This is a genomic window from Streptomyces sp. NPDC034086 (genome assembly GCF_055575515.1).
Genome location: NZ_JBVISM010000004.1, coordinates 259,020 through 279,864, shown reverse-complemented (window position 1 = coordinate 279,864; position 20,845 = coordinate 259,020). Strand labels below are relative to the sequence as shown.

Genomic DNA, 20,845 nt, shown 5'->3' with positions numbered 1-20,845 from the left:
GGTGCTGCTGGGCGTCGGGGCCGTTCTCGCACATCCGTGTGATGCAGCCCTGCGGTCCCGAACGGTCGGGCATTGCGCCCGGCAAGGCGGTGGTCGGACCTCTCGTCAGCGTCTCCGACGACGCCCCTCGGGCCCGGTGACACCACCTCCAGGTCATCCGTTCGACAGGGGGCAAAAGTCATGCCGGGCCCGGAGGGCAGCGGCCCTCTTGCGGGACCCGCGAAAAACACGACGGGGAAGCCGGAGCCAGCCGAGCGAGGTCCCGGCGGCCATCGCCGCGGGATGGATCGCGACCTGGTGTCCTCCATCCGCGCGACCAGGCCCTTGGTTTCCCGCTGCAGCACGTTGCCCCGGACTCCTCGCCGCCCGTCTCACCCGCGCCGACCGACGCCTGCGCTCGCGAATACCAGCTACCAGCCCTGGAGGCACGAAATGGCCACGGCCTTTCACCGCCTCGACGGTTTGCCACCAACGTTGCCCGCCCTGACGCGAAGGACCTGGAGAGCACGACCACCGCGCCGGGATCAGCGACGTCTCATCACCGCAACCGAAGCGGCGAGGATCAGCGGGTGTTCCTTCGCGTTCCCGGGGACGGGTCAGGGCGTGTGGTCGGGCCAGGGGACGTCCGTGGCCACCGGCGCGCTGTAGTCGACGCCGGGGACGGAGAACCCGTACAGGCGCTGGACCTCGGCGCGGAACCAGCCGAGGTCGGCGAGGCCCGCGATGGTGTCGGTCGTGGCGGCCTCCCAGCGTTCGGCGACGGCGTCCTGGACGCCGTCGCCGAACTCCCAGGTGTCCAGGCGGATCCGGCCTTCGTCGTCCTGTGCGAGCGGGGTGGCGCCCGTGAACTGGTCCCACAGGGAGGCGAGCTGGCGGATCGGCGGGACCAGGTCCTCGCCGAGCACGCCGCGCAGCAGGCCGGTGTAGAGGGCGATGCCGGGGATGGCGGTGGAGGACTGGGTGACGGCGGCGCCGTTGACGGAGGTCACCGCCCGCCCGTCCACCGTCTTGCCGAGGCGCTCGTTCAGGGTGCGGGCGGTGGCCTCCAGGTGGGCCTTGGCGGCACCGATGGTGCCCTGCCGGTAGATCGCCGCCGTCAGCGGGGAGCCGATGTACGACAGGGCGGCGGTGGCGAATCCGTCGGCGAGCAGGCCCCGGCCGGCCAGGTGGTCGATCCAGCGTTCCCAGTCCGCGCCGCCCATCACGGCCACGGTCTGCTCGATGTCGTCTCCCTCGGCCGGACCGGTCTCGACTTCGCGGACCTCGGGAGCGCCCTGGTCGTCGAAGACCAGGGTCTTGGTGCGGCTCGCCTGCCCGATCGGCTTGAGGACGGAGGCGTAGGTGGTGCCGGTCACGGGATCGGTACGCCGCGGCGCGGCCACGGAGTAGACCAGGAAGTCCAGCCGGCCGCCGAAGCGCTCCTCGATGAGGTCGGCGACCTGCTCCTTCATGGTGTCCGAGAACGCGTCGCCGTTGAGGAAGACCAGGTCCCGGCCGGCGGTGCGGGCGATCTCGGCGGTGGCGGCGGTGCGGTACCAGCCGGCCGTGGCGGTACGCCGTTCGGTGGGTGCCTTCTCGAAGGAGACGGCGATTCCGCGGATGCCGGCGCGCTTGAGTCCGGCGAGCGTGGCGGCGAGTCCGTATCCGGCGGAGGACCCGATGATGAGCGCGACCGGCCCGTCACCCTCCAGCACGCCGGCCGCCGGCGCGGGGCATGCCTGCCACATGTCGGCCACCAGCTGCCGGCAGCCCGCCGGGTGGGAGTCGAGGAAGAGGAAGCCCCGGTTGCGGGGGATGAGCACGCGCTCGCTCACGAACACAGTCCTTAGGGTCGGCCGAGATGCAGACGCGGCGACCAGCCCTGGCCAACCACGCCCGGTCAGTCTGCGACTGCTTCCCCACGCGCGGTAGCCCCATCAGGAACAATGATCACTTGCCGATCTTGGAGCGTCTCCACTACTCCCGGCTGCGAGAAGCTGTCGTGACCTGCTCGGTAACGTCTCGTGACGGTTCGTGATCTTCGCTCAGGCGGTGCGGTCGTGTTCGAGGTGGAGGAGGACGAGGGCGGCCCGGGCCATGCGGGTGATGGCGGCAGGGTCGAGGCTGACCCTGCGCAGGGCCTTGAAGGTGACCTTCAGCAGGGCGTTCGCACGCTCTGCCGTGCCGTGCACGCTGCGGATTACCGCGTGGAACGTCCGGTCCGGCTCGGCGAGTTCGCCGCCCCGGGGTTTCTTGACCGGGTGGCGGAACCCGTCGCCGATGTTCTCGTAGCCGAGGTCGGTCAGGGTGGGGATGCCCAAGGTGGCGGCGAGCCGGTTGAGGGCGTCGACCAGGCCGTGGGCGCGGGCGCAGGTGGTGTCGTGCTCGCGGCCCGGGCGGACCGGCGACACCCACAGCGGCCAGCCGTCCGGGGCCGCGATGACCTGTACGTTCCCGCCGTGGTGGCCGTGTTTCCCGGACCACCACAGGTCCGCGCCATTGGCCGGCGGCGGCCACGCGGTCGGTGCGGATCACCGTGCCGTCCAGGTTGAGGTGGGTGTATCCGGCCGCCGCCGCGCGTTCCAGTGCGGTGGACAGGTCGGGTGCCTGGTCGGCGAGTACGGTCAGTCCCTCGTGCAGGTAGCGGTAGGCGGTGGGGGTCGCAATGCCGTTGTTCCGGGCGAGTTGGACGAGCCGGGTGCCGTCAACGAACCAGCGCAGTACCAGCACGGCCTGCTTGAAGACGCCCAGGGCGCGGGTGCCCTTTGCGGGTGCCGAGTCGCCTGCGGTGGTCGCGCAGCAGCATCGCGCGATGCTCGGCGGTCCCCCTGCGGACATCGAGGATGGCGGTGTAGGCGATACTGGACGACACGTGAAGCCTCCCGGCCGGAACCTGATCTCCGCAGACCCGTTCCTACCAGGGGCTTCACGCACCACTGCCCGTCGGGTCACCACCCGCGACCACCTGCACACGGTGTCGTCCGTGGCCTCCAGTGAGCACGTGCATCCCTGCGCCGGGCCGACCAGGAGACCCTGCGCGCCCCGCTCGTGGGTCCTGATAGGTTGACCGCCATGACGCTTATCCGAAAGGCTGATGGCGCGTAAGCCGCCCGGCGCTGTCCGCGCTCAGCGATGGCCAGCCCGCACCACGACTCGCCCCATTCGTCAGATACCAGGCATTCCCCGCCAAACCCAGGCGGCCATCCACCGGATCGAGGCCCAGCATCTGGGGCCCGGTGCTGTTGCTGAGGCTCTGCACCGGTACGAGAGGTTTCTGCGGCGCCCCGGCCGTTACCTGTATCTCCCCTTCGAAGCCTGCTGCTGTGACCCGGTGGAGGCTCGGGACACCCTCGAAGACGCACTCCGTCTGCTGTCGCCCACAGCGCACAGGCGGCTGCACAGCGTCGTCGCACGCCTCGATGCGGAGTTCCTGCACCGCACCCTGCCCAATCCTGGGGCCGCATCGGTGAGCGCATGGGCTGCGGCGGCGTGGTGGAGACAGCGCATCCGGGACATATGACCACCCACCGGTCCACCTGCCGGGCGGTGGCACTTGGGGCCAGTATCCCCGTCGGCGCCGCACACCTGTTAGCTGAAGGTCACCTTCAAGGCCCTGTGCAGGGCCAGCCTCGACCCCACCGCTGCCCGGGCCGCCCTCGTCCTCCTCCACCTCGAACACGACCGCACCGCATGAGCGAAGATCACGAACCGGCACGAGACGTTACGAGAAGGACTCAGTGGGCCTCGGGGGAGGGGCCTGACGAGCTCGCGCACGGTAGGTGGTGAGACGTCGATCTCTTGATCGTCGATCAACAACATGTATGTGCTGCGTCCGGGCCCGGCCATCCGCCACCGGTCGGAGCGGGCTCGCTCCTGTGCCGCCCAGTCCACCGGATAGCAGCGGTGCCGGTCCTCATGGCTGATCGATCGCGTGCGAGAACTGGGATGCCCCCTCAAGAAGCCCGATCGCGATCCTGTCACGGTCCTCCAGGTTCCGTGAAAGGGCGTCAGCGGCCTCAGGTGTGACCACCAATTCCACCACCCCGGTCGTCTTTCCTGGATCGTGGTCTATGAAGACGTCTTCGACGTTCACCCCGGTCGCTCCGATGTCGGCGAACAGACGGGCCAGCTCCCCTGGCTGGTCGCCCACCGGTACCGTGACGGTCACGTAATCCGCCTTCGGCGCACCGTGCTTGTTCGGCAGCCTCTCGCGGCCCGCGACGCCTCGGTTCAGCACGTCGAGCAGAGCCTCGGCACCCCCGTCGGACTTCCCCTCGGCACCGGTTTCCAGTTGTCTCAGCGCGGCTATCACTCCGTCCAGGTCGCAGGCCAGCTCGGTGAGGGTGTCCGCCACGGTGCCGGCGTTGGCGGACAGGACTTCGAGCCACAGCCGGGGGTCGCCCGCCGCGATGCGGGTGACGTCGCGCACTCCCTGTCCTGCCAGTCTGATCTGCGACTCCGCGGCATGCTCCAGGCGCGCGGCCATGAGGCTGGCGACCATGTGCGGGGCATGGGACACCAGGGCGACTGCCGCGTCGTGCTCGTCTGGCCTCATGACGAGCGGATGCGCGCCGCACATCTCGATCAGACTTTCGACGGCCTGTCGGGCCTGCTCCGAAGTCGCGGGATGGGGGGAGATGATCCAGACCCGCCCCTCGAACAGGTTGGCGCGCGCGGCGAGCGGACCGGAGCGTTCCCCGCCGGCCATGGGGTGACCTCCCGCGAATGACGTGAGGTCGCAGCCCTGGTCGACGACATCCGCCATGAGGTGCGCCTTGACGCTGGCGACGTCTGTATAGGCTCGGGCCAGCCCGCGCTTCTGTGCCTGCGCGAGCGTGGTGGGCAGTTTCGCCGGCGGTACCGCGAGAATGGCCAGGTCGACCGCTTCCGGTGGTTCCTCGGCACGCCCGGCTCCAACAGCCGCGGCGGTCAGGGCGGCCATGGGTTCTTGGTCGATGAGATAGACGACGACGCCTTTGGCGGAAAGCGCCAGAGCGATCGAAGTGCCGATCAGACCCGTTCCGACGACAGCGGCACTACGCAACATGGATCCCCCCGAATTGATCGAATGGACAAGGCCCCGGTCGGCTCAGTCGCTACCCCGCCAGGCCACAGCTCGCCGGCCGTTTCGGTCAGCCCTGCCGTCGGGCGGAGAGGAGAGCGGCGAGGCGTTCGAGCCCTTCATCGATCTGTGCCCCGTCGACCTGGCTGAAGGAAAGACGGAGCTGGCAAGCGGTCTGCGGATCGGATCCGAAGTAGCTCATCGGGGTCCACAGCACGCCGTAGTCGCGCGCGGAGACCTCGAGCAGCGCGTCGTCCGCCGGGAAGGGCACCGTCAGCACGATGAAGAACCCGCCGCGCGGTACGTTCCAGGTAACCCCTGAACCGCCGTCGGACGGGAAGTGCCGCTCCAGGCCCGCCAGCAGGCGCCGCAGGTTGTCACGGTACAGGGCGATCTCGCGCTCGTTGGCGCTGTACAGATCCAGGCCGTGGACCAGGAGCTTGCCCGCGATGACTGCCTGGGCGATGGGCGAGGTGTTCACCGTGAGCATGCTCTTGATCTTCGACAGTTCGTCGGCCAAGAGCCCCTCCCGGCCGTCGGCGCCGAGGACTCGCTGGTCGGCCACCGCGTATCCGATCCGGGCGCCCGGCAGACCGGTCTTCGCGAACGATCCCAGGTAGACGACCCTGCCCCGGGTGTCGAGCGACTTCATCGTGGGCAGCCGCACGCCGTCCGCGTCGAAGTAGCCGTACGGGTTGTCCTCCAGCAGCAGCAGGTCGAGCCGCTCCGCGAGATCGAGCAGTGCGTGCCGGGTCTCCGGATCGAGGCTGATGCCCGAGGGATTGGCGAAGTCGGCGACCAGGTAGCAGGCGCGGGGACGCAGACCGCGCGCACGTGCCTCGCGCACCCCGCGCTCAAGGCTGTCGAGGTCCACGCCGTTCGGCCCGCCGGCCACTTCGAGCACGGGCATGTCCACCAGCCGGGCCGCCCCGCTGAGTCCCACGTAGCTCGGCGACACCGCGAGGACCACGTCCCGCTCATCCGCGCGCAGGGCACGAAGCACCAGGAACATCGCCTCCTGGCAGCCGACGGTGACCACAACGGACTCCGGATCCACGGTGATCCCCTCGTCCACTTCCAGGTGGCGGGCGATCAGCTCGTGGATGACGCCCTTGGTCCGCCCGTACTGGAACAGGGTCCGGCGCACCTGCGCCTCGTCGTACCCCTTTTCCTCCCTCAGGTACTGCTCGAAGCGCCGGAGGTAGTCGTGTACGAGTTCGGTGTCGAAGAAGCCCTCGAAGGGACGTCCCGGAGCGAACGAGATCGCCTCGGGGAACCGCTGGGCGATCTCGTTGAGGAAGTTCATCGAGCCGAGCGTCTTGTCCTCAAGGGACGCGTGCAGCTCCGCCGTGTGCAACAGAGCCGCCGGATACCGCTGGGTCACCGCAAGACCACCTCTTCGTGACTGTTCCTGTCCATGTACGTCGTGCGGGCGCGGGCCGTTCCGGTACGGTCCGCGGCCATCGCGTCCCGCCGCACCCGCAGGGTGCCCGCGGCCTCGGGGCAGGAGCACCCCGCAAGCCCGAGGGCATCCCGCACCTCGGCCGCGAGCAGGTCGAGGACCCTGCGCACTCCTTCGGCGCCGCCCGTCGCGAGTCCCCAGAGCAGCGGACGGCCGAGCAGGACGCCGCTCGCTCCGAGCGCGAGGGCCTTGAGCACGTCGACCCCGCTGCGGACACCGCTGTCGAGGAGCACCTCGCAACGCCCGTTCACCGCCGCGCACACCTCCGGCAGCGCGTCGATGCTCGCCACGGCCCCGTCGAGCTGCCGGCCGCCGTGGTTGGAAACGACGATGCCGTCCACACCCGATTCGACCGCCCGGGCCGCGTCCGAGGGATCGAGTACGCCCTTGACCAGCAGCGGCAGCCGGGTGCGGCGCCGAAGCGCCTCCAGGTCAGCCCAGCTGAGGGACGGGGCGAAGGCCGCGGCGGTGTGCCGGGCCACCGCGGATTCGCCCGAGGCCGCCCGGTGCGCGGCCGATTCCGCCCCCACCTGGAAATGCGCGGCCACGACGTCGTCCGGCAGGGCGAAGCCATTGCGCTGGTCGCGCAGGCGCCGGCCCATCCACGGCACGTCGACGGTCAGCATCACAGCGCGGCACCCGGCGTCCTCGGCGCGGCGCACCAAGTCGAACGACTGCTCGCGGTCACGCAGCCAGTAGAGCTGGAACCAGGTCGTCGCCCCGATGGCCGCGACTTCCTCAACCGTGTAGCTGCTCAACGTGCCGACGGTGAAGGGGATGCCGGCCTCCGCCGCGGCGCGCGCCGCGGCGAGCTCACCCTCGGGGTGCAGCAACTTCTGGTAGCCGACCGGTGCGGTTGCCACCGGCATGGCAGCCCGGCTGCCCAGCAGGGTGGTCGCACAGCTGCAGTCCGATACGTCGCGCAGTACCCTGGGTGTGATCCGCAGCCGGTCGAACGCCGCCCGGTTGTCCGCGAGAGTGGACTCGGCTCCGCTGCCGCCCGCCACGAAGTCCCGTACGGCCGTCGGCAGCACGGCGTCCGCCGCCCGTTCGAAGTCGGCCAGAGCGAGGAAGTCGCCGGGCGTGAAGGCGCCGGTGCCGGGCGTCATCGAGCGGAGGCGTTCTGCTGCAGCCGCTCCAACTCGACGGCCTCGTAAAGGGCCTTGATGTTGGAGGATCCGAACGTCTCGGCACCCAGCCGTTCGATCACCTCGAAGAAGAGGGTGCGCCGCGGGTGCGTCGAGCGGGTGAAGATCTGGAAGAGCTGCCCGCCGTGGTCCTCGTCGACGAGGAGGTTCCACCGGCGCAGCGCCTCCAGGCTGTGCCGGTGCAGCTCCATACGCTGGGCGAGAAGCTGGTAGTACGTCCCCGGGGTCTTCAGGAACTCCACACCGTCGCGGGCCAGAGCGCGCACCGAACCGACGGCATCGGCGCTGGAGAACGCGATGTGCTGGACACCCGCACCGCCGTGGTTCTTCAGGAAGTCGTCGATCTGGCCGGGGTCGGCATCCGGATCCGGCTGGATGATCGTGAACGTGATGTCACCCTCCCGGCTCTGCACCACCTTCGACAGCATGGCCTGCGAGCCCACGGCGATGCGCTCTTCGAATATCTCCCTGAAGCCCAGCGCCTCCCGGTAGCACCGGACGACCTCGTCCAGCTCCCCGACGCCCACGCACACGGCGAAGTGGTCGATCTCCTCGAGGCCGGAGTCCGCGGAGGCGGGCCTTCGAGCGCTGGAGCCGGACGAGACCGGCCGGAAGCCCAGCGGCAGACCGCCGGGGCCCTCCCGCTCGATCAGAACGTGCAGCACGTCTCCGAAACCGGAGAGGGTGGCGGTGGCCACCACGCCCGGCCCGGGCAGCCGGACCGGCTCGCGCAGCGGCTTGGCACCGCGGTCCACCGCGTACGCGAAGGCGGCCGCGACATCGGAGGTGTGCAGGGCGATACGGGCCACGCCAGAGCCGTGCAGAACGGTGTAGAGGGAGGCCTCGTGCGCGTCGTCGGTGCCTTCGGTGAGCACGAGGACGATCCTTCCCTGGCGCAGGGCGAGACTGCGGAAGCCCTCCTCGGCACCGCCGGCGGTACCCACGACAGCGAAGCCGAACCGCGTGGTCCACTCGGCGGCCTCGCGGTCGAGGTCCTCGACGTACATCTCGACGTAATCGAGCCGGAGGTCACCGACGGGGAGCTCGGCGGCGGGCTGCGGCTGTGCGTCGCGTGCGGAGTCTGCTGCAATGGTCATACGGCTCAGTCCGGTGCTTCCTGTGCTAGTGATCTGTTGGCGCGATGCCGGGTCGGCCCTGAGCACCGGGGTGCGCGGGCGCGCCCCGGTGCCGGCCGGCTGTCCCGCTCGGGACCGGGTGGTGCTACGCGGCCGGAGGCACGGGTCCGTCCCAGACGACCGGGCAGAACTGGGGGTCGCTGTAGTCCGGGGTCCCGTCCGGCGTCCTGCGCACGAGCTCGTCGTGGTTGTAGGTGGCCAGGCGGCCGTCCGCGAGCGGGAACTCCCGGTACGCGTTGGCACCGTCCTGGAGGTGCAGCGAGATGGCGCGGCGCGGCTCGGCCGACCGGTTGGCCGAGCTGCCGTGATAGGTGCGGCAGTGGTGGAAGCTCACGTGCCCTTCCGGGATCTCCACCGGCACCTTGACGACCTCCGCACCGTTCGCCTCGGCGGTACGTTCGAGGACCGACTCGGCATCGCGCCCAAGCTGCACGAAGTGCCGGGCTGTGACGGCGTCACGGCTCAGCTCCTTCCAGCGGTGGCTGCCGTCGACCATGGTGATGGTGCCCATCTGCACGTCGCAGGTGTGGAAGGGGATGAAAGCCGTGAGCATCCGCTCCGAGGTCGACGTCGCCCAGTAGTCCCGGTCGAAGTGCCAGGGCACGACGTTGCTGGGCTCCTCGGGCCGTGGCGGCTTGAGGATGAGGGTCGACTGGAACACCCGGATCTGATCCGCCTGTGCCAGCCGCGCCGCCACCGCTCCCAGGAGGGGCTTGCGCAGTACGTGGGCGATCGCGGCGCTCTCGTAGTGGATGTAGTCGTTGTGGCGCTGGACGTCGCCCTTCTCAGGGGTCCAGTACGCCAGCCGCGCCGGGCGCTTCGGCAACACACGGTCACGCCGTCCCGCGTAGAACTCCTTGCTGGCCGAGCGCAGCAGAGCCGTTTCCTCGTCGGTGAACAGCTTCTTCGACAGGTACCAGCCGTGCTCGGCGTAGAACGCGACGTCGTCGTCGGACGGCAGGAGTTCGCGCTCCTCCTCGGTCAGCGCGAAGACCTCGGTGGGTGCGGACACGTCATTCTCCTTCAGGGTGGTGCGGGGAGGCGGCAGTTGCCCGTGGGGTCGGGGCTTCCTCGATGTCGGCGATCACCCGATCGCTGATCGGGGTCCAGCTGCCCGCCGTCTCGTGGTGGAAGGGATGAGCGAGGTAACGGGCCACGGCCTCCTCGTCGTCCAGCAGTCCGATGACCGCGTAGTCGTAGGCGACGGGCCGGTCGGAGACGTTGCGGCCGCAGTGCCACTCGCGCAGCTCTTCGATCTCGTCGGCCATCCGTTGCTGGAGCGCCTCCGCCTCGCGGACCTCGGGGCTCTCCCAGTCGAAGCCGGGCTTCAGCCGGAAGAGCACGATGTGCCGGATCATCGGCACTTCTCCGCGGTGCGGTTCAGGACGGTCCACAAACGCTCGATGTCTTCCCCCGTGGTGTGGATGTTGGCGAGGGAGACTCTGATGACGTAGCCGTCGCGGATCACCGAGTGGGACACGAAGGCTTCGCCGGAGTCGTTGAGTTCCTTGACGATGCGGGCGTTCAGGTCGTTGAGCCCGGCGCCCGGACCCACTCCGCCCTGCGGCGCGTACCGCAGGCAGACCAGCGGATAGGGCGACGGGGCCGGGCACTGCCAGTCCGGGTCGGCGGCGGCCAGCCCGCGCAGGCGGTCCGCCAGCTCCATGGCGTGGTCCAGTCTGGACCGCAGCCCTGAGCGGCCGAACGACCGCAGCACCCACCAGAGCTTCAGGGCCCGGAAGCCCCGGCCAAGCTGGGGCGACAGGTCCATGAAGTCGAACGTGCCGCCCGTGTGGACCGACGTCAGGTACTCCGGGACGAGCCGGTACGTATTGGCCAGCGCACCGGGGCGCCTGCAGTAGAGCGCGGTCGAGTCCAGCGGGACGAACAGCGTCTTCTGCGGGTTCACGACCAACGAGTCGCCGACCGACACATCCTCCGCCGCGCCGCCCATACGGGAAGCGAAGGCGAACAGACCGCCGTAGGCGGCGTCGACGTGCAGCCAGACTCCGAGCCTCCGGCAGATCTCGCTGATCGGCTCCAGCGGGTCCGCCGATGCCACGGAGGTGGTACCGACCGTGGCGACGACGGCGACCGGTACGAAGCCGGCCGCCACGTCGCGGGCGATGGCGCTCTCCAGCAGGTCGGGACGCATCCGGTACTGGTCGTCGGACGGGATTTTCACCACGTTCCGCAGTCCGATTCCGAGGGTGATCGCAGCCTTTTCCACGGAGCTGTGTGCCTGGTCGGAGGTGTAGATCCGGGCCACCTTGGCGTGCAACCCGCTCATCCCCTCCTCCCGGACGTCATGGTCGAGGGCTGCATCCCGGGCCGCTCCGAGTGCGTAGAGCGTTGCCAGCGAGGCGCCACTGACCAGCAGACCGTCCGCGTCGCCCGGATAACCGGCCAGCTCGGCGAGCCAGCGCAGTACCACCTGCTCCAGGGCGGAGGCCGACGGACTGGTCTTCCACAACATCGAGTTGACGTTGAGGGCGGCCGTCATCGTCTCGGCGAGCATTCCGGGAAAGCTCGCGCAGGTGGAGAAGTAGCCGTGGAAGGCGGGGTGGTTCCAGTGGACGAGGTCCGGAACGACGTTCTCCCACGTATCCGTGAGGATGCGCGGGAATTCCTCTCCCCGCTCCGGCAGGGCCGTGTCCAGACGGCTCATCAGTTCCGCCGCCTCGTAGGGGCGGGCCACCGGCACGTCCCGGATGAGCTCGAAGTGCTGACGGAGTGTCGCGAGCAACTCCCGACCATGACGTTCGAAGTCGGCCGGCGCCCAGTCACCCGTGGTCTCAGGCATGTATGCCGCCCGCGTGGGCGTGCGGATCGGTGGCTTCGACGTCGACCGGGAGCTCCGTGAAGTAGACGATGCCGCGGGGCCCGTCGCAGTACTGCTCGTAGAAGTCGCCGAGCAGCTTCTCCTCTTCCTTGATGAACACCTCGTGCTCGGCACGGCTGCGCCAGGTGTACATCATCCAGATCTCCGCCTCGCGCTCCTGGAGCTGGTAGAAGCGGCCGTGCTCGCACCAGCCCGGGTCGTCGTGCGCGCCCGGGCCGACGATGTCGTCCATGACCTGCATCAGTTCCAGCGCGCGCCCGGTGAACTCGTCCTTGAGCTTCCAGGTCTCGATGACCGTCACCTTCTCTGCGCCCATCGTGTTTCTCCTCTTCTGATCCGCCTGGCTGCCCAAGGCCGGGCAGCCGGTGCCATGTCGGGTCTGTGACCCGGGTCTCTCAGGGGTCGCCGGCTGCCGCGACAGCGGTGCCGGCGCTCATCAAGTTGATACGGATGCCGTCCAGGACGCGGTCCAGGGCGGTGGTGTGGGACAGGGCGGTGACCGCGGCCTTCACGGCGGCGTACACGCCGGAGCCCGGGACCCGGCGGTGCGGTGGGGGCCCGGCGTTGAGGTGACGCCGTTTACCTTCGCCGAATTGCCGGAAAAAACTTCCGCTGCACTTTGGCCGGCTCTGCGTAGCGGCTGGCGATAGTCAATAGGCGGTCGCGATTTCCCTCTTCGGGGTTCACTCAGCCGTATATGACGAGGAACCGGTCAGCTGGCGGGGCTGGGTCGAACGGGTGGGCCGCCACGGGGGGCGGTGCGGCCCGGTGCGGCCCGTCCCACCGCCTCTGCCTGCGGCGTTGTCAGTGTGCACCACGCCAGCAAGATCGACAAGGGGGTTACGTGTACCGCACAGGGAAACCTCAGATCGAGCTCAAATCAAGATCGACATCCTTGACACCGAATCTCGGGCCAGGTGATCCTTCCGTCTCGGAAGAATTGGCTCCGATCGCGGCTGTCGGAATTTATTCCAGACCGCGAGGGGTGCGGCGGGGGCGGTGTCAAATCGGACTTACGGTGCCATCCGGGGAGCCTGTTCGCGATATCCCCGTATTCCCGCTACATGCCGAGAATCGCGGCGCGTTACGTGGTGCCGATTGACTCCGGCGCGCGATCCAGACCGACATCAGGAGCTCGTTCGTGATACCCCTTTCGTTCGCCCAGCGGCGTCTCTGGTTCCTGAATGAACTGGAGGGCGTGAAGGCGGTGTACAACACGCCTTTGGCGCTGCGGCTGACCGGCGCACTCGACAGGGAAGCGCTTCAGGGGGCATTGGGGGACCTGGTCGCCCGCCACGAGTCCTTGCGCACGGTGTTCCGAGAGTCCGACGGGGAACCCCATCAGCACATCCTTGAGCCGGCCGAGGCCATACCGGCCCTGTCGGTGGAAGATGTCCGGGGATCGCAGGTGCCCGACGTACTCCTGCGGGCCTATCGGGCACCCTTTGACCTGGCCGACGAGATTCCGCTCCGGGCCCAGCTGTTCGAGCAGGGTCCCGACGAGCACATCCTGCTGATCACCCTCCACCACATCGCCGGTGACGGGTGGTCCATGGTTCCGCTCTGGCGTGATCTGAGTTCGGCCTACGCCGCGCGACTGAAGCGTGAGGACGTCGGCTGGGAAGAACTTCCCGTTCAGTATGCGGACTACACGCTCTGGCAGCGCGAAGTCCTCGGCGACGAGTCTGATCCCGACAGTCTCGGCTACCGGCAGTTGGAGTACTGGAAGGCCAAGCTCGACGGTATCCCCGAGGAGCTGACGCTTCCGACCCGGGGCAGTCGTCCCGCGGTGGCGAGCCGCACGGGCATCCCGGTCACGATCGAATTGGCCCGGTCCACGCATGCCGGGCTCGCCGAGGTGGCCCGCGAGAACGCCGGCACCGTGTTCATGGTGCTCCAGGCGGCCGTGGGTGCGCTCATGTCGAAGCTCGGCGCCGGTCACGACGTACCCGTCGGCACTGCGATCGCAGGCCGGACGGACCAGGCCCTCCATGACCTCGTCGGCTTCTTCGTCAACACCCTCGTCCTGCGTACCGATACGTCGGGAGACCCGAGCTTCGCCGAGATCGTGCAGAGGGTCCGGGCGGTGAACCTCGAAGCCCATGAGCATCAGGACCTGCCGTTCGAGCGCCTCGTCGAAATCCTGAACCCCCCGCGTGTACCCGGAAGGCATCCGCTGTTCCAGGTCATGCTGACGCTGCAGAACAACGACGAAGCGGACTTCCGGCTCCATGGGCTTGACGTGAGCGTCGAGGAGATCGAGGAGCGCGCGGCCCAGTTCGACATCGCCTTCCTGCTCAAGGAAGAGCGCGATGAGCACGGGGCTCCGGCCGGCATCGGAGGAACCGTCCTCTATGCGGAAGACCTGTTCACGCCTGACGTGGCGCGCCTGGTCACGGAGTGCTTCACCGTTCTGCTCGACCAGGTGGTTGCCAGTCCGCAGCTGCGCCTTGACGACATCGGCATTCCGGAGATTCCGGCGTCCCTGAGGCGGGGAGCGGAGGCGGCGGACTCGGAAGCACGCACCGGCGAAGCGCCGACGACGCCCTACGATGAACGGCTTGAAGTCCTGCGCGGGATATTTTCGCAGGTTCTCGGTGTCGAGGACGTGGGAATTCACGACAGCTTCTTCGCGCTGGGCGGCCATTCGCTTCTGGTGATTCGGCTGATCAGCCGCGTCCGCACCACGCTCGGTGTCGAATTGGATGTCGCCAAGGTCTTCGAGACGCCGTCCGTCGCCGAACTGTACAAGTCCCTCGACGAGGCGCCCCCGGCCCGGCCCAGCCTGGGAGCCGGCAGGCGGTCGCGCTAGTCCGTATCGGGAAGGGGGATCGTCGGCCCTCTGCCCGCCGGCCGAGCCGTTCTTCGTGATGCGCCCAGGACAAGGGCATGCGGTAGTTCCTCAAACAGATATTGGGTGTCACTGTGTCTTCACATGAGTCTTGGCAGCGCCTCAGGAGCCTGATCGGGCAGGCAGACGTCACGTCGCCGCACGAGCGGCTGCAGGCGCTGGCGGAGTGGAACGACACGGCGGCCGAGGTGCCCGGCCGGACGTTCCCGGAGCTGTTCGAGGAACAGGCCGGACGGACGCCGGACGCCGTTGCTGTGGCGTTCGAGGGCGTGGAGGTCTCGTACGCCGAGCTGAACGCGCGCGCGAACCGTCTGGCGCGTCTTCTGATCGCGCGGGGCGTGGGGCCCGAGCGGATCGTGGGCATGCTGGTGCCGCGCTCGGTGGAGATGGTGATCGCTCTGCTGGCCGTCATGAAGGCCGGCGCGGCGTACCTCCCGATCGACACCAAGTACCCTGCGGACCGCATCGGTTACATGCTGCAGGACGCCGAGCCCGTACTCGTGCTCTCGGTCGGCGGTGTTGATGTGCGCACGCTGGGTGCGGGCGGCGACTGCCTGGTGCTGGACGCTCCTGAGGTCGTGGAAGAGCTGGCCGGGTACTCGGCCGCGGCGGTGACGGACACCGAGCGGGCGGGGCCGGCCTCGATCGCCCACCCCGCGTACGTGATCTACACGTCCGGCTCGACCGGCCGCCCGAAGGGCGTGGCGGTGACGCACACAGGGCTGGCCGCCCTCGCCGCCCACTGCACGCTGGCCCTGGCACTGGGCACCGGCAGCCGGGTGCTGCAGTTCGCCTCGTCGAGCTTCGACGCCCATGTGTACGAGGTGCTCATGGCGCTGACCTCGGGCGCTGCGCTCGTCATGGCCCCCGCCGACAAGGTCCGGCCCGGCCCTGAGCTGGAGCACCTGGTCGACGAGCAGCGCATCACCCACCTCTGGGTACCGCCTGCCGTCCTGGGCGTTCTGTCCCCCGGCACCCTGTCGGGCGTGGGCACGATGACGCTCGGGGGCGAAGCGCTTCCCGAGGAACTGGTCCGGATCTGGTCGCCGGGCCGGACCGTGATCAACGTGTACGGGCCGACCGAGGCCACCGTCACCTCGACCATGAGCGGACCCCTGACGGCCGGTGGGACTCCGCCCATCGGGCGCCCCGTCCTCGACACCCGGGCCCACGTCCTGGACGAGGCGCTGCAGCCGGTGCCCGCCGGTGAGGTCGGCGAGCTGTACATCGCGGGTGCGGGACTGGCACGCGGATACCTGAGGCGGCCGGGTATGACGGCCGAGCGGTTCGTGGCCGATCCGTTCGGGCCGGCCGGGTCGCGCATGTACCGCACGGGCGACCTGGCGCGCTGGAACGGCGACGGCGAGCTGGAGTGTCTCGGCCGGACGGACCACCAGGTCAAGGTGCGCGGTGCCCGGATCGAGCTGGGCGAGATCGAGTCCGTGCTCACGGGGCACGACTCCGTGGCCCGGGCGGTCGTGGTGGCCCGCGAGGACAAGCCCGGGGACAGGCGCATCGTCGCCTACGTGGTTCCGGCGGCCGGCGGCGGCGGAGTGGACGAGCAGCAGCTGCGGACCCACTGCGGCCGGCTGTTGCCGGAGGTCATGGTCCCCGCGGCCGTGGTGGCGGTCGACGCGTTCCCGCTGACGCCGAACGGGAAGCTGGACCAGAAGGCGCTGCCGGCGCCCCGCTACGCGGCCGCTCCGGCCGGGCGGGCGCCCCGGACCCCGCAGGAGGAGATCCTGTGCGGCCTCTTCGCGGAGGTCCTCGGGCTGGAGCGGGTCGGCGTCGACGACGGCTTCTTCGACATCGGCGGCCACTCACTCCTCGCGACGCGGCTCGTCAGCCGTATCCGTACGCTGTTCGGCGTCGAGGTGACCATCGGCACCCTCTTCGACGCCTCCACCCCCGCCAAGCTGGCCGGCGCGCTCGCCGACGCCCCCGAGTCCCGCAGGGCGCTGGGGTCGCAGCCGCGTCCCGACCGGCTTCCGCTGTCCTTCGCCCAGCGCCGGCTGTGGTTCCTGGGCAACCTGGAGGGCCCCAACGCCACGTACAACGAGTACGTCGCCTTCCGCCTGACCGGCGACCTGGACGCAGAGGTGCTGCGGGAGGCGCTCACGGACGTGGTGTGCCGTCACGAGGCGCTGCGGACCGTCTACCCGGAGGCGGGCGGTGAGCCGTACCAGCGGGTTCTGGCACCGGAGGACGTGCGGCTGGAGTTCGACGTGCGCTCCGTGGACGAGTCCGCGCTGAGCGGAGAGCTCCGCCGGTCCGTGCGGCGGACGTTCGATCTGGGGGCGGAACTCCCCATCCGGGCCTCGCTGTTCGCCGTCGGCCCGCAGACGCACGTCCTCGTACTGGTGATGCACCACATCGCCTGCGACGGCTGGTCGATGGCACCGCTGGCACGCGATGTGTCGCTGGCCTACCAGGCTCGGCGGAAGGGCGGCGTCCCCTCGTGGGCGCCGCTGCCGGCACAGTACGCGGACTACACGCTCTGGCAGCGCGACCTGCTGGGAGAGGCGGACGACCCGGACAGCGTGTACGCGCAGCAGCTCGCCTACTGGGCCCGGGAGCTCGACGCCCTCCCGGACGTCCTGGCCCTCCCGACGGACCGGCCCCGGCCGGCGGCATCCAGTCACCAGGGCGGGATCGTGGCGTTCAGCTGCGACGGCGAACTGCACCGGAACCTGGTGCGGCTTGCCCAGGAACACGAGTGCACGCTGTTCATGGTCGTGCAGGCGGGCATCGCGGCGCTGCTCACGCGCCTCGGAGCGGGCACCGACATCCCGATCGGGTCGCCCATTGCGGGGCGAACGGATTCGGCCCTCGACGAACTCGTCGGCTTCTTCGTCAACACGCTGGTGCTGCGCACCGACACGTCCGGCGATCCGACCTTCCGTGAACTGCTCCGGCGGGTCCGCGAGACCGACCTGGCCGCGTACAACCACCAGGAACTTCCCTTCGACCGGCTGGTGGAGGCCCTCAACCCGGAGCGCTCCCTCGACCGCAATCCGCTGTTCCAGGTCATGCTGGCGTTCCAGAACAACGCCAGGGCCGCCTGGGACATCGCGGGCATCACCATCGCGGAGGAGCCCGTCCGCTCGGGCATCTCGAAGTTCGACCTGGCGTTCTCGATACGTGACGCAGCTGACGGAACCGGATACTCCAACGGCTTCAGCGGAACTCTCGAATACTCGGCCGACCTGTTCGACAGGGCGTCGGCGGAGACGATGGCGGCCCGTCTGGTGCGGCTCCTGGCGGCCGTGGCCGCGGATCCGGACCTGCCGCTGGGAAGGGTTGACGTGCTGTCGCCGCTGGAACGGCGGCGGGTCCTGTCGGAGTGGAACGACAACACGGCGGCCGAGGTGCCGACGCTGACGTTCCCGGAGCTGTTCGAGGCGCAGGTGGCCCGGACCCCGGACGCCGTCGCTTTGGTGTTCGAGGACCTGGAGCTCAGCTATGCGGAGCTGAACGCCCGGGTGAACCGGATGGCCCGCCTCCTCATCGCTCGGGGTGTGGGACCGGAGCGCATCGTGGCCCTGGCGCTGCCGCGCTCGGCGGAGATGGTGGTCGCCCTGCTGGCAGTCATGAGGGCCGGCGGCGCCTACCTGCCGATCGACACGAAGTATCCGCCGGACCGGATCGCCTACATGCTGCAGGACGCCCGGCCCACGCTGCTGCTCACGGCCGGCGGTGTCGATGCGCGCACGCTCGGCGAGGGCGTCGAGCGCCTGGTGCTGGACGCTCCGGAGACCGCGGAGGAGCTCGCGTTGTATGCGGACTCGGCGGTCACGGATGCTGAGCGGCCGGCTCCGGCCTCGTTGGCCCATCCGGCGTACGTGATCTACACCTCGGGCTCGACCGGCCGCCCGAAGGGCGTGGTCGTGACGCATTCGGGAGTCGCGAGCCTCGCCGCCCAGTACATCCAGGCGGCGCGGACCACGAATGCCCACAGCCGTGTGCTGCAGTTCGCCTCACCGAGCTTCGACATGCACGTCCCGGACGTGCTCATGGCGCTCGGAGCCGGCGCGGCACTCGTCATGGCGGCCGCGGAGAAGCTCCTGCCCGGCGCCGAGCTGGAGCAACTCGTCGACGAACACCGCATCACCCACCTGGAGCTGCCGCCCGCGGTACTGAGTGTCCTGTCGCCCGGCAGCCTGTCAGGCGTGCGCACGCTGATGGTTGCGGGCGAGGCGCTCTCGGAGGAACTGATCCGGATCTGGGCACCCGGCCGAACCATGATCAACGCGTATGGGCCGACGGAGTCCACGGTCTGCGCCACCATGACGGGGCCTCTGGCGGCCAGTGGCGGTGTCCCGCCGATCGGCCGGCCGAATCTCAACATGCGCCTCTACGTGCTGGACGACGGGTTCCAGCCCGTCCCTCCGGGCGTGGCCGGTGAGCTGTACATCGCGGGTCCGGGACTGGCACGTGGCTACCTGGGGCGGCCGGGCACGACGGCAGAGCGGTTCGTGGCGGATCCGTTCGGGCCGGCGGGGTCGCGCATGTACCGCACGGGTGACCTGGTGCGCTGGAACGGTGACGGTGAGCTGGAGTACGTCGGCCGGGCGGACCACCAAGTCAAGGTGCGGGGTTTCCGGATCGAGCCGGGTGAGATCGAGGCGGTGCTGACCGGCCACGACTCCGTCGCGCGTGCGGTGGTGGTGGTGCGTGAGGACCAGCCCGGCGACAAGCGCATCGTCGCCTACGTGACCCCGGCGACCGGCGAAGGAGGGACGGACGAGCTCTCCGACGCCCTGCGGGTCGCGGACTGGAAGGCGATCCAGGACCAGCACTACGGGAGCGACGCGGCGGCCGGGGACGACTTCGCCGGATGGGCGAGCAGCTACGACGGTCTGCGGATCCCGGCCGAGCAGATGGAGCAGTGGCGTGACGAGGCCGTCGGACGCATCCTGAAGCTCGGCCCGAAGCGGGTGTTCGAGATCGGCGTCGGCAGCGGCCTCATCCTGTCGAAGGTGGCTCCGCACTGCGAGTCCTACTGGGGTGCGGACCTCTCAGCCGAGGTCATCGGCACCCTGGGCCGACGTGTGGCCGCAGAGGAGGGCCTTTCCGACCGGGTGCGCCTGCTCAACCGGCCCGCGGACGACTTCGACGGCATCCCCCATGGATTCTTCGACGTCATCGTCATCAACTCGGTGATCCAGTACTTCCCGAGTGGCGCGTACCTGGAGCAGGTGCTGCTCAAGGCCGTGGAGCACCTGGCTCCGGGCGGGACCGTGTTCGTCGGTGACGTGCGGAACCTGAAACTCCTCGAGACCTTCCATGCGGCGGTCTCCATGAGGGGAATCACGTCGGGCCCGGGCAGCACCGAGCACGCCGCGGCGGCCAAGCGCAGCGCGGAGATGGAGCAGGAGCTTCTCGTCGACCCCGACTTCTTCGCCGCGCTCACCGCGGGAGCCGGCGAGCTCTCCTCACACCGCGTCATGCTCAAGGAGCTGGACGCGAAGAACGAACTCTCCCTCTACCGCTACGACGTCGCGCTCCGCAAGGCCGGCGGCCGCGAGCCGGCTCCGCACGAGGTCCCGGTGCTCGCCTGGGGAACGGACGTGCAGGGTCTTGCGGAGGCGGCCGATCGCCTCGAACGCGGCCGGCCGGACGCCTTCCGCCTGACGGGGATGCCGAACGCCAGGCTGGAGGCCGATCTCCGCGTGATGCTCGCGCTGGAGAACGAGAGCGTGTCGGACGTGTGGGCCACCGAGGCGGTCGATCCGGCGCGGCTCTGCGGTCTCGCGAGGAGCCACGGGTATCGCGCTGCCCTCTCCTGGTCACGGGAATCCCCCTATTCCTTCGACGCGACCTTCGTCCCCGAAGGCTCCGACGACTTCGGTGACGTGGTTCCCACCGGTGCAGAGCGGGCTTCCGGCTCCGGGGGCTTCTTCAACGCGCCGAAGGCCTCCCGGCCGGACGTAGTGAACACCGAGGCGCTGATCCGCCGCGTGCAGGATGCCCTGCCCGAGTACATGGTCCCGTCGGCGGTCGTGGTACTGGACGAGTTCCCGTTGACGTCGAACGGGAAGCTGGACCGTACGGCGCTTCCGGCTCCGGAAGCACGTCGGACCATCTCGCACCGGTCCGCCCGGACTTCCCTGGAGGAGACCCTGTGCGGCCTGTTCGCCGAGGTCCTCGGGCTGGAGCAGGTCGGGATCGATGACGGCTTCTTCGAGCTGGGAGGCCATTCGCTCCTGGCGACCCGACTGGCCAGCAGGATCCGCGCGGTCCTCGGCGTGGAGATCGCGCTCGCCGCCATCTTCGACGCCCCTCGGGTATCCGACATCGCGGCGAAGGTGAGTGTGGCGGAAAAGGCTCGACCGGCACTGCGCCGTATGCCCCGGAAGTGAGAA

Annotated in this window: 10 protein-coding genes and 4 pseudogenes; 3 read left to right on the top strand and 11 right to left on the bottom strand. The window is 69.5% G+C overall.

Translation table 11 applies throughout. The features are described 5' to 3' along the window. Positions 1–596: 596 nt before the first annotated feature. Positions 597–1,814, bottom strand: coding sequence for an enoyl-[acyl-carrier-protein] reductase FabV (fabV, locus tag ACZ514_RS13975; RefSeq protein WP_469124794.1), 1,218 nt, complete (start codon positions 1,812–1,814; stop codon positions 597–599). Between the two features lie 210 nt (positions 1,815–2,024). Beyond that, positions 2,025–2,785, bottom strand: a pseudogene (locus tag ACZ514_RS13970) (HARBI1 family protein). 786 nt (positions 2,786–3,571) lie between these two features. Between ACZ514_RS13970 and ACZ514_RS13965 the strand changes: the two are divergent. Then, positions 3,572–3,673 (top strand): annotated as a pseudogene (locus ACZ514_RS13965) (IS5/IS1182 family transposase); the annotation flags it as partial. 219 nt (positions 3,674–3,892) lie between these two features. On the opposite strand, the gene ACZ514_RS13960 reads toward ACZ514_RS13965, so the two are convergent. From ACZ514_RS13960 to ACZ514_RS13920, 9 genes and pseudogenes are all read right to left on the bottom strand, one after another. Then, positions 3,893–5,023, bottom strand: a complete 1,131-nt coding sequence (locus ACZ514_RS13960) for a prephenate dehydrogenase (protein WP_469124850.1) — start codon at positions 5,021–5,023, stop codon at positions 3,893–3,895. Positions 5,024–5,111: 88 nt separating this feature from the next. Then, positions 5,112–6,347 (bottom strand): aminotransferase-like domain-containing protein, encoded by a 1,236-nt coding sequence (locus ACZ514_RS13955; protein WP_468697436.1) that lies wholly within the window; start codon positions 6,345–6,347, stop codon positions 5,112–5,114. Between the two features lie 74 nt (positions 6,348–6,421). Continuing rightward, entirely contained in the window at positions 6,422–7,612 is a 1,191-nt protein-coding gene (locus ACZ514_RS13950; protein ID WP_468697022.1) for an alpha-hydroxy acid oxidase, read from the bottom strand. Next, a complete protein-coding gene (gene hppD / locus ACZ514_RS13945; RefSeq protein ID WP_468697024.1) occupies positions 7,609–8,748 on the bottom strand; it encodes a 4-hydroxyphenylpyruvate dioxygenase in 1,140 nt (379 codons plus the stop codon). Before hppD ends, ACZ514_RS13950 begins: the two co-directional genes overlap by 4 nt. Before the next feature lie 124 nt (positions 8,749–8,872). Then, on the bottom strand, positions 8,873–9,799 hold the full coding sequence (locus ACZ514_RS13940) for a phytanoyl-CoA dioxygenase family protein (RefSeq protein WP_469124793.1): 927 nt from the start codon (positions 9,797–9,799) through the stop codon (positions 8,873–8,875). 1 nt (position 9,800) lies between these two features. Continuing rightward, positions 9,801–10,145 carry a Dabb family protein gene (locus ACZ514_RS13935; protein WP_468697028.1) on the bottom strand — a complete coding sequence of 115 codons (345 nt, stop codon included), beginning with the start codon at positions 10,143–10,145 and terminating at the stop codon, positions 9,801–9,803. Next, positions 10,142–11,533, bottom strand: a complete 1,392-nt coding sequence (locus ACZ514_RS13930; RefSeq protein ID WP_469124792.1) for a pyridoxal phosphate-dependent decarboxylase family protein — start codon at positions 11,531–11,533, stop codon at positions 10,142–10,144. The genes ACZ514_RS13935 and ACZ514_RS13930 overlap by 4 nt, the downstream gene beginning before the upstream one ends. 49 nt (positions 11,534–11,582) lie before the next feature. Further along, positions 11,583–11,945: a hypothetical protein gene (locus ACZ514_RS13925; protein WP_468697032.1), complete on the bottom strand. Its 363-nt coding sequence runs from the start codon at positions 11,943–11,945 to the stop codon at positions 11,583–11,585. Positions 11,946–12,024: 79 nt separating this feature from the next. Next, positions 12,025–12,162: pseudogene (locus ACZ514_RS13920) on the bottom strand (short-chain dehydrogenase); the annotation flags it as partial. A gap of 608 nt (positions 12,163–12,770) precedes the next feature. Between ACZ514_RS13920 and ACZ514_RS13915 the strand changes: the two are divergent. Together ACZ514_RS13915 and ACZ514_RS13910 are read left to right on the top strand one after the other, a co-directional pair. Further along, positions 12,771–14,441, top strand: a complete 1,671-nt coding sequence (locus ACZ514_RS13915; protein ID WP_469124791.1) for a condensation domain-containing protein — start codon at positions 12,771–12,773, stop codon at positions 14,439–14,441. Between the two features lie 113 nt (positions 14,442–14,554). Then, positions 14,555–20,842: pseudogene (locus tag ACZ514_RS13910) on the top strand (amino acid adenylation domain-containing protein); the annotation flags it as partial. Positions 20,843–20,845: the final 3 nt, after the last annotated feature.

What these genes read in the sequence shown, in the direction of transcription:
- ACZ514_RS13955 (WP_468697436.1), bottom strand. Translation starts at nt 6,347, where the DNA reads ATGAACTTCCTCAACGAGATCGCCCAGCGGTTCCCCGAGGCGATCTCG.
- ACZ514_RS13950 (WP_468697022.1), bottom strand. Translation starts at nt 7,612, where the DNA reads ATGACGCCCGGCACCGGCGCCTTCACGCCCGGCGACTTCCTCGCTCTG.
- hppD (WP_468697024.1), bottom strand. Translation starts at nt 8,748, where the DNA reads ATGACCATTGCAGCAGACTCCGCACGCGACGCACAGCCGCAGCCCGCC.
- ACZ514_RS13925 (WP_468697032.1), bottom strand. Translation starts at nt 11,945, where the DNA reads ATGGGCGCAGAGAAGGTGACGGTCATCGAGACCTGGAAGCTCAAGGAC.
- ACZ514_RS13935 (WP_468697028.1), bottom strand. Translation starts at nt 10,145, where the DNA reads ATGATCCGGCACATCGTGCTCTTCCGGCTGAAGCCCGGCTTCGACTGG.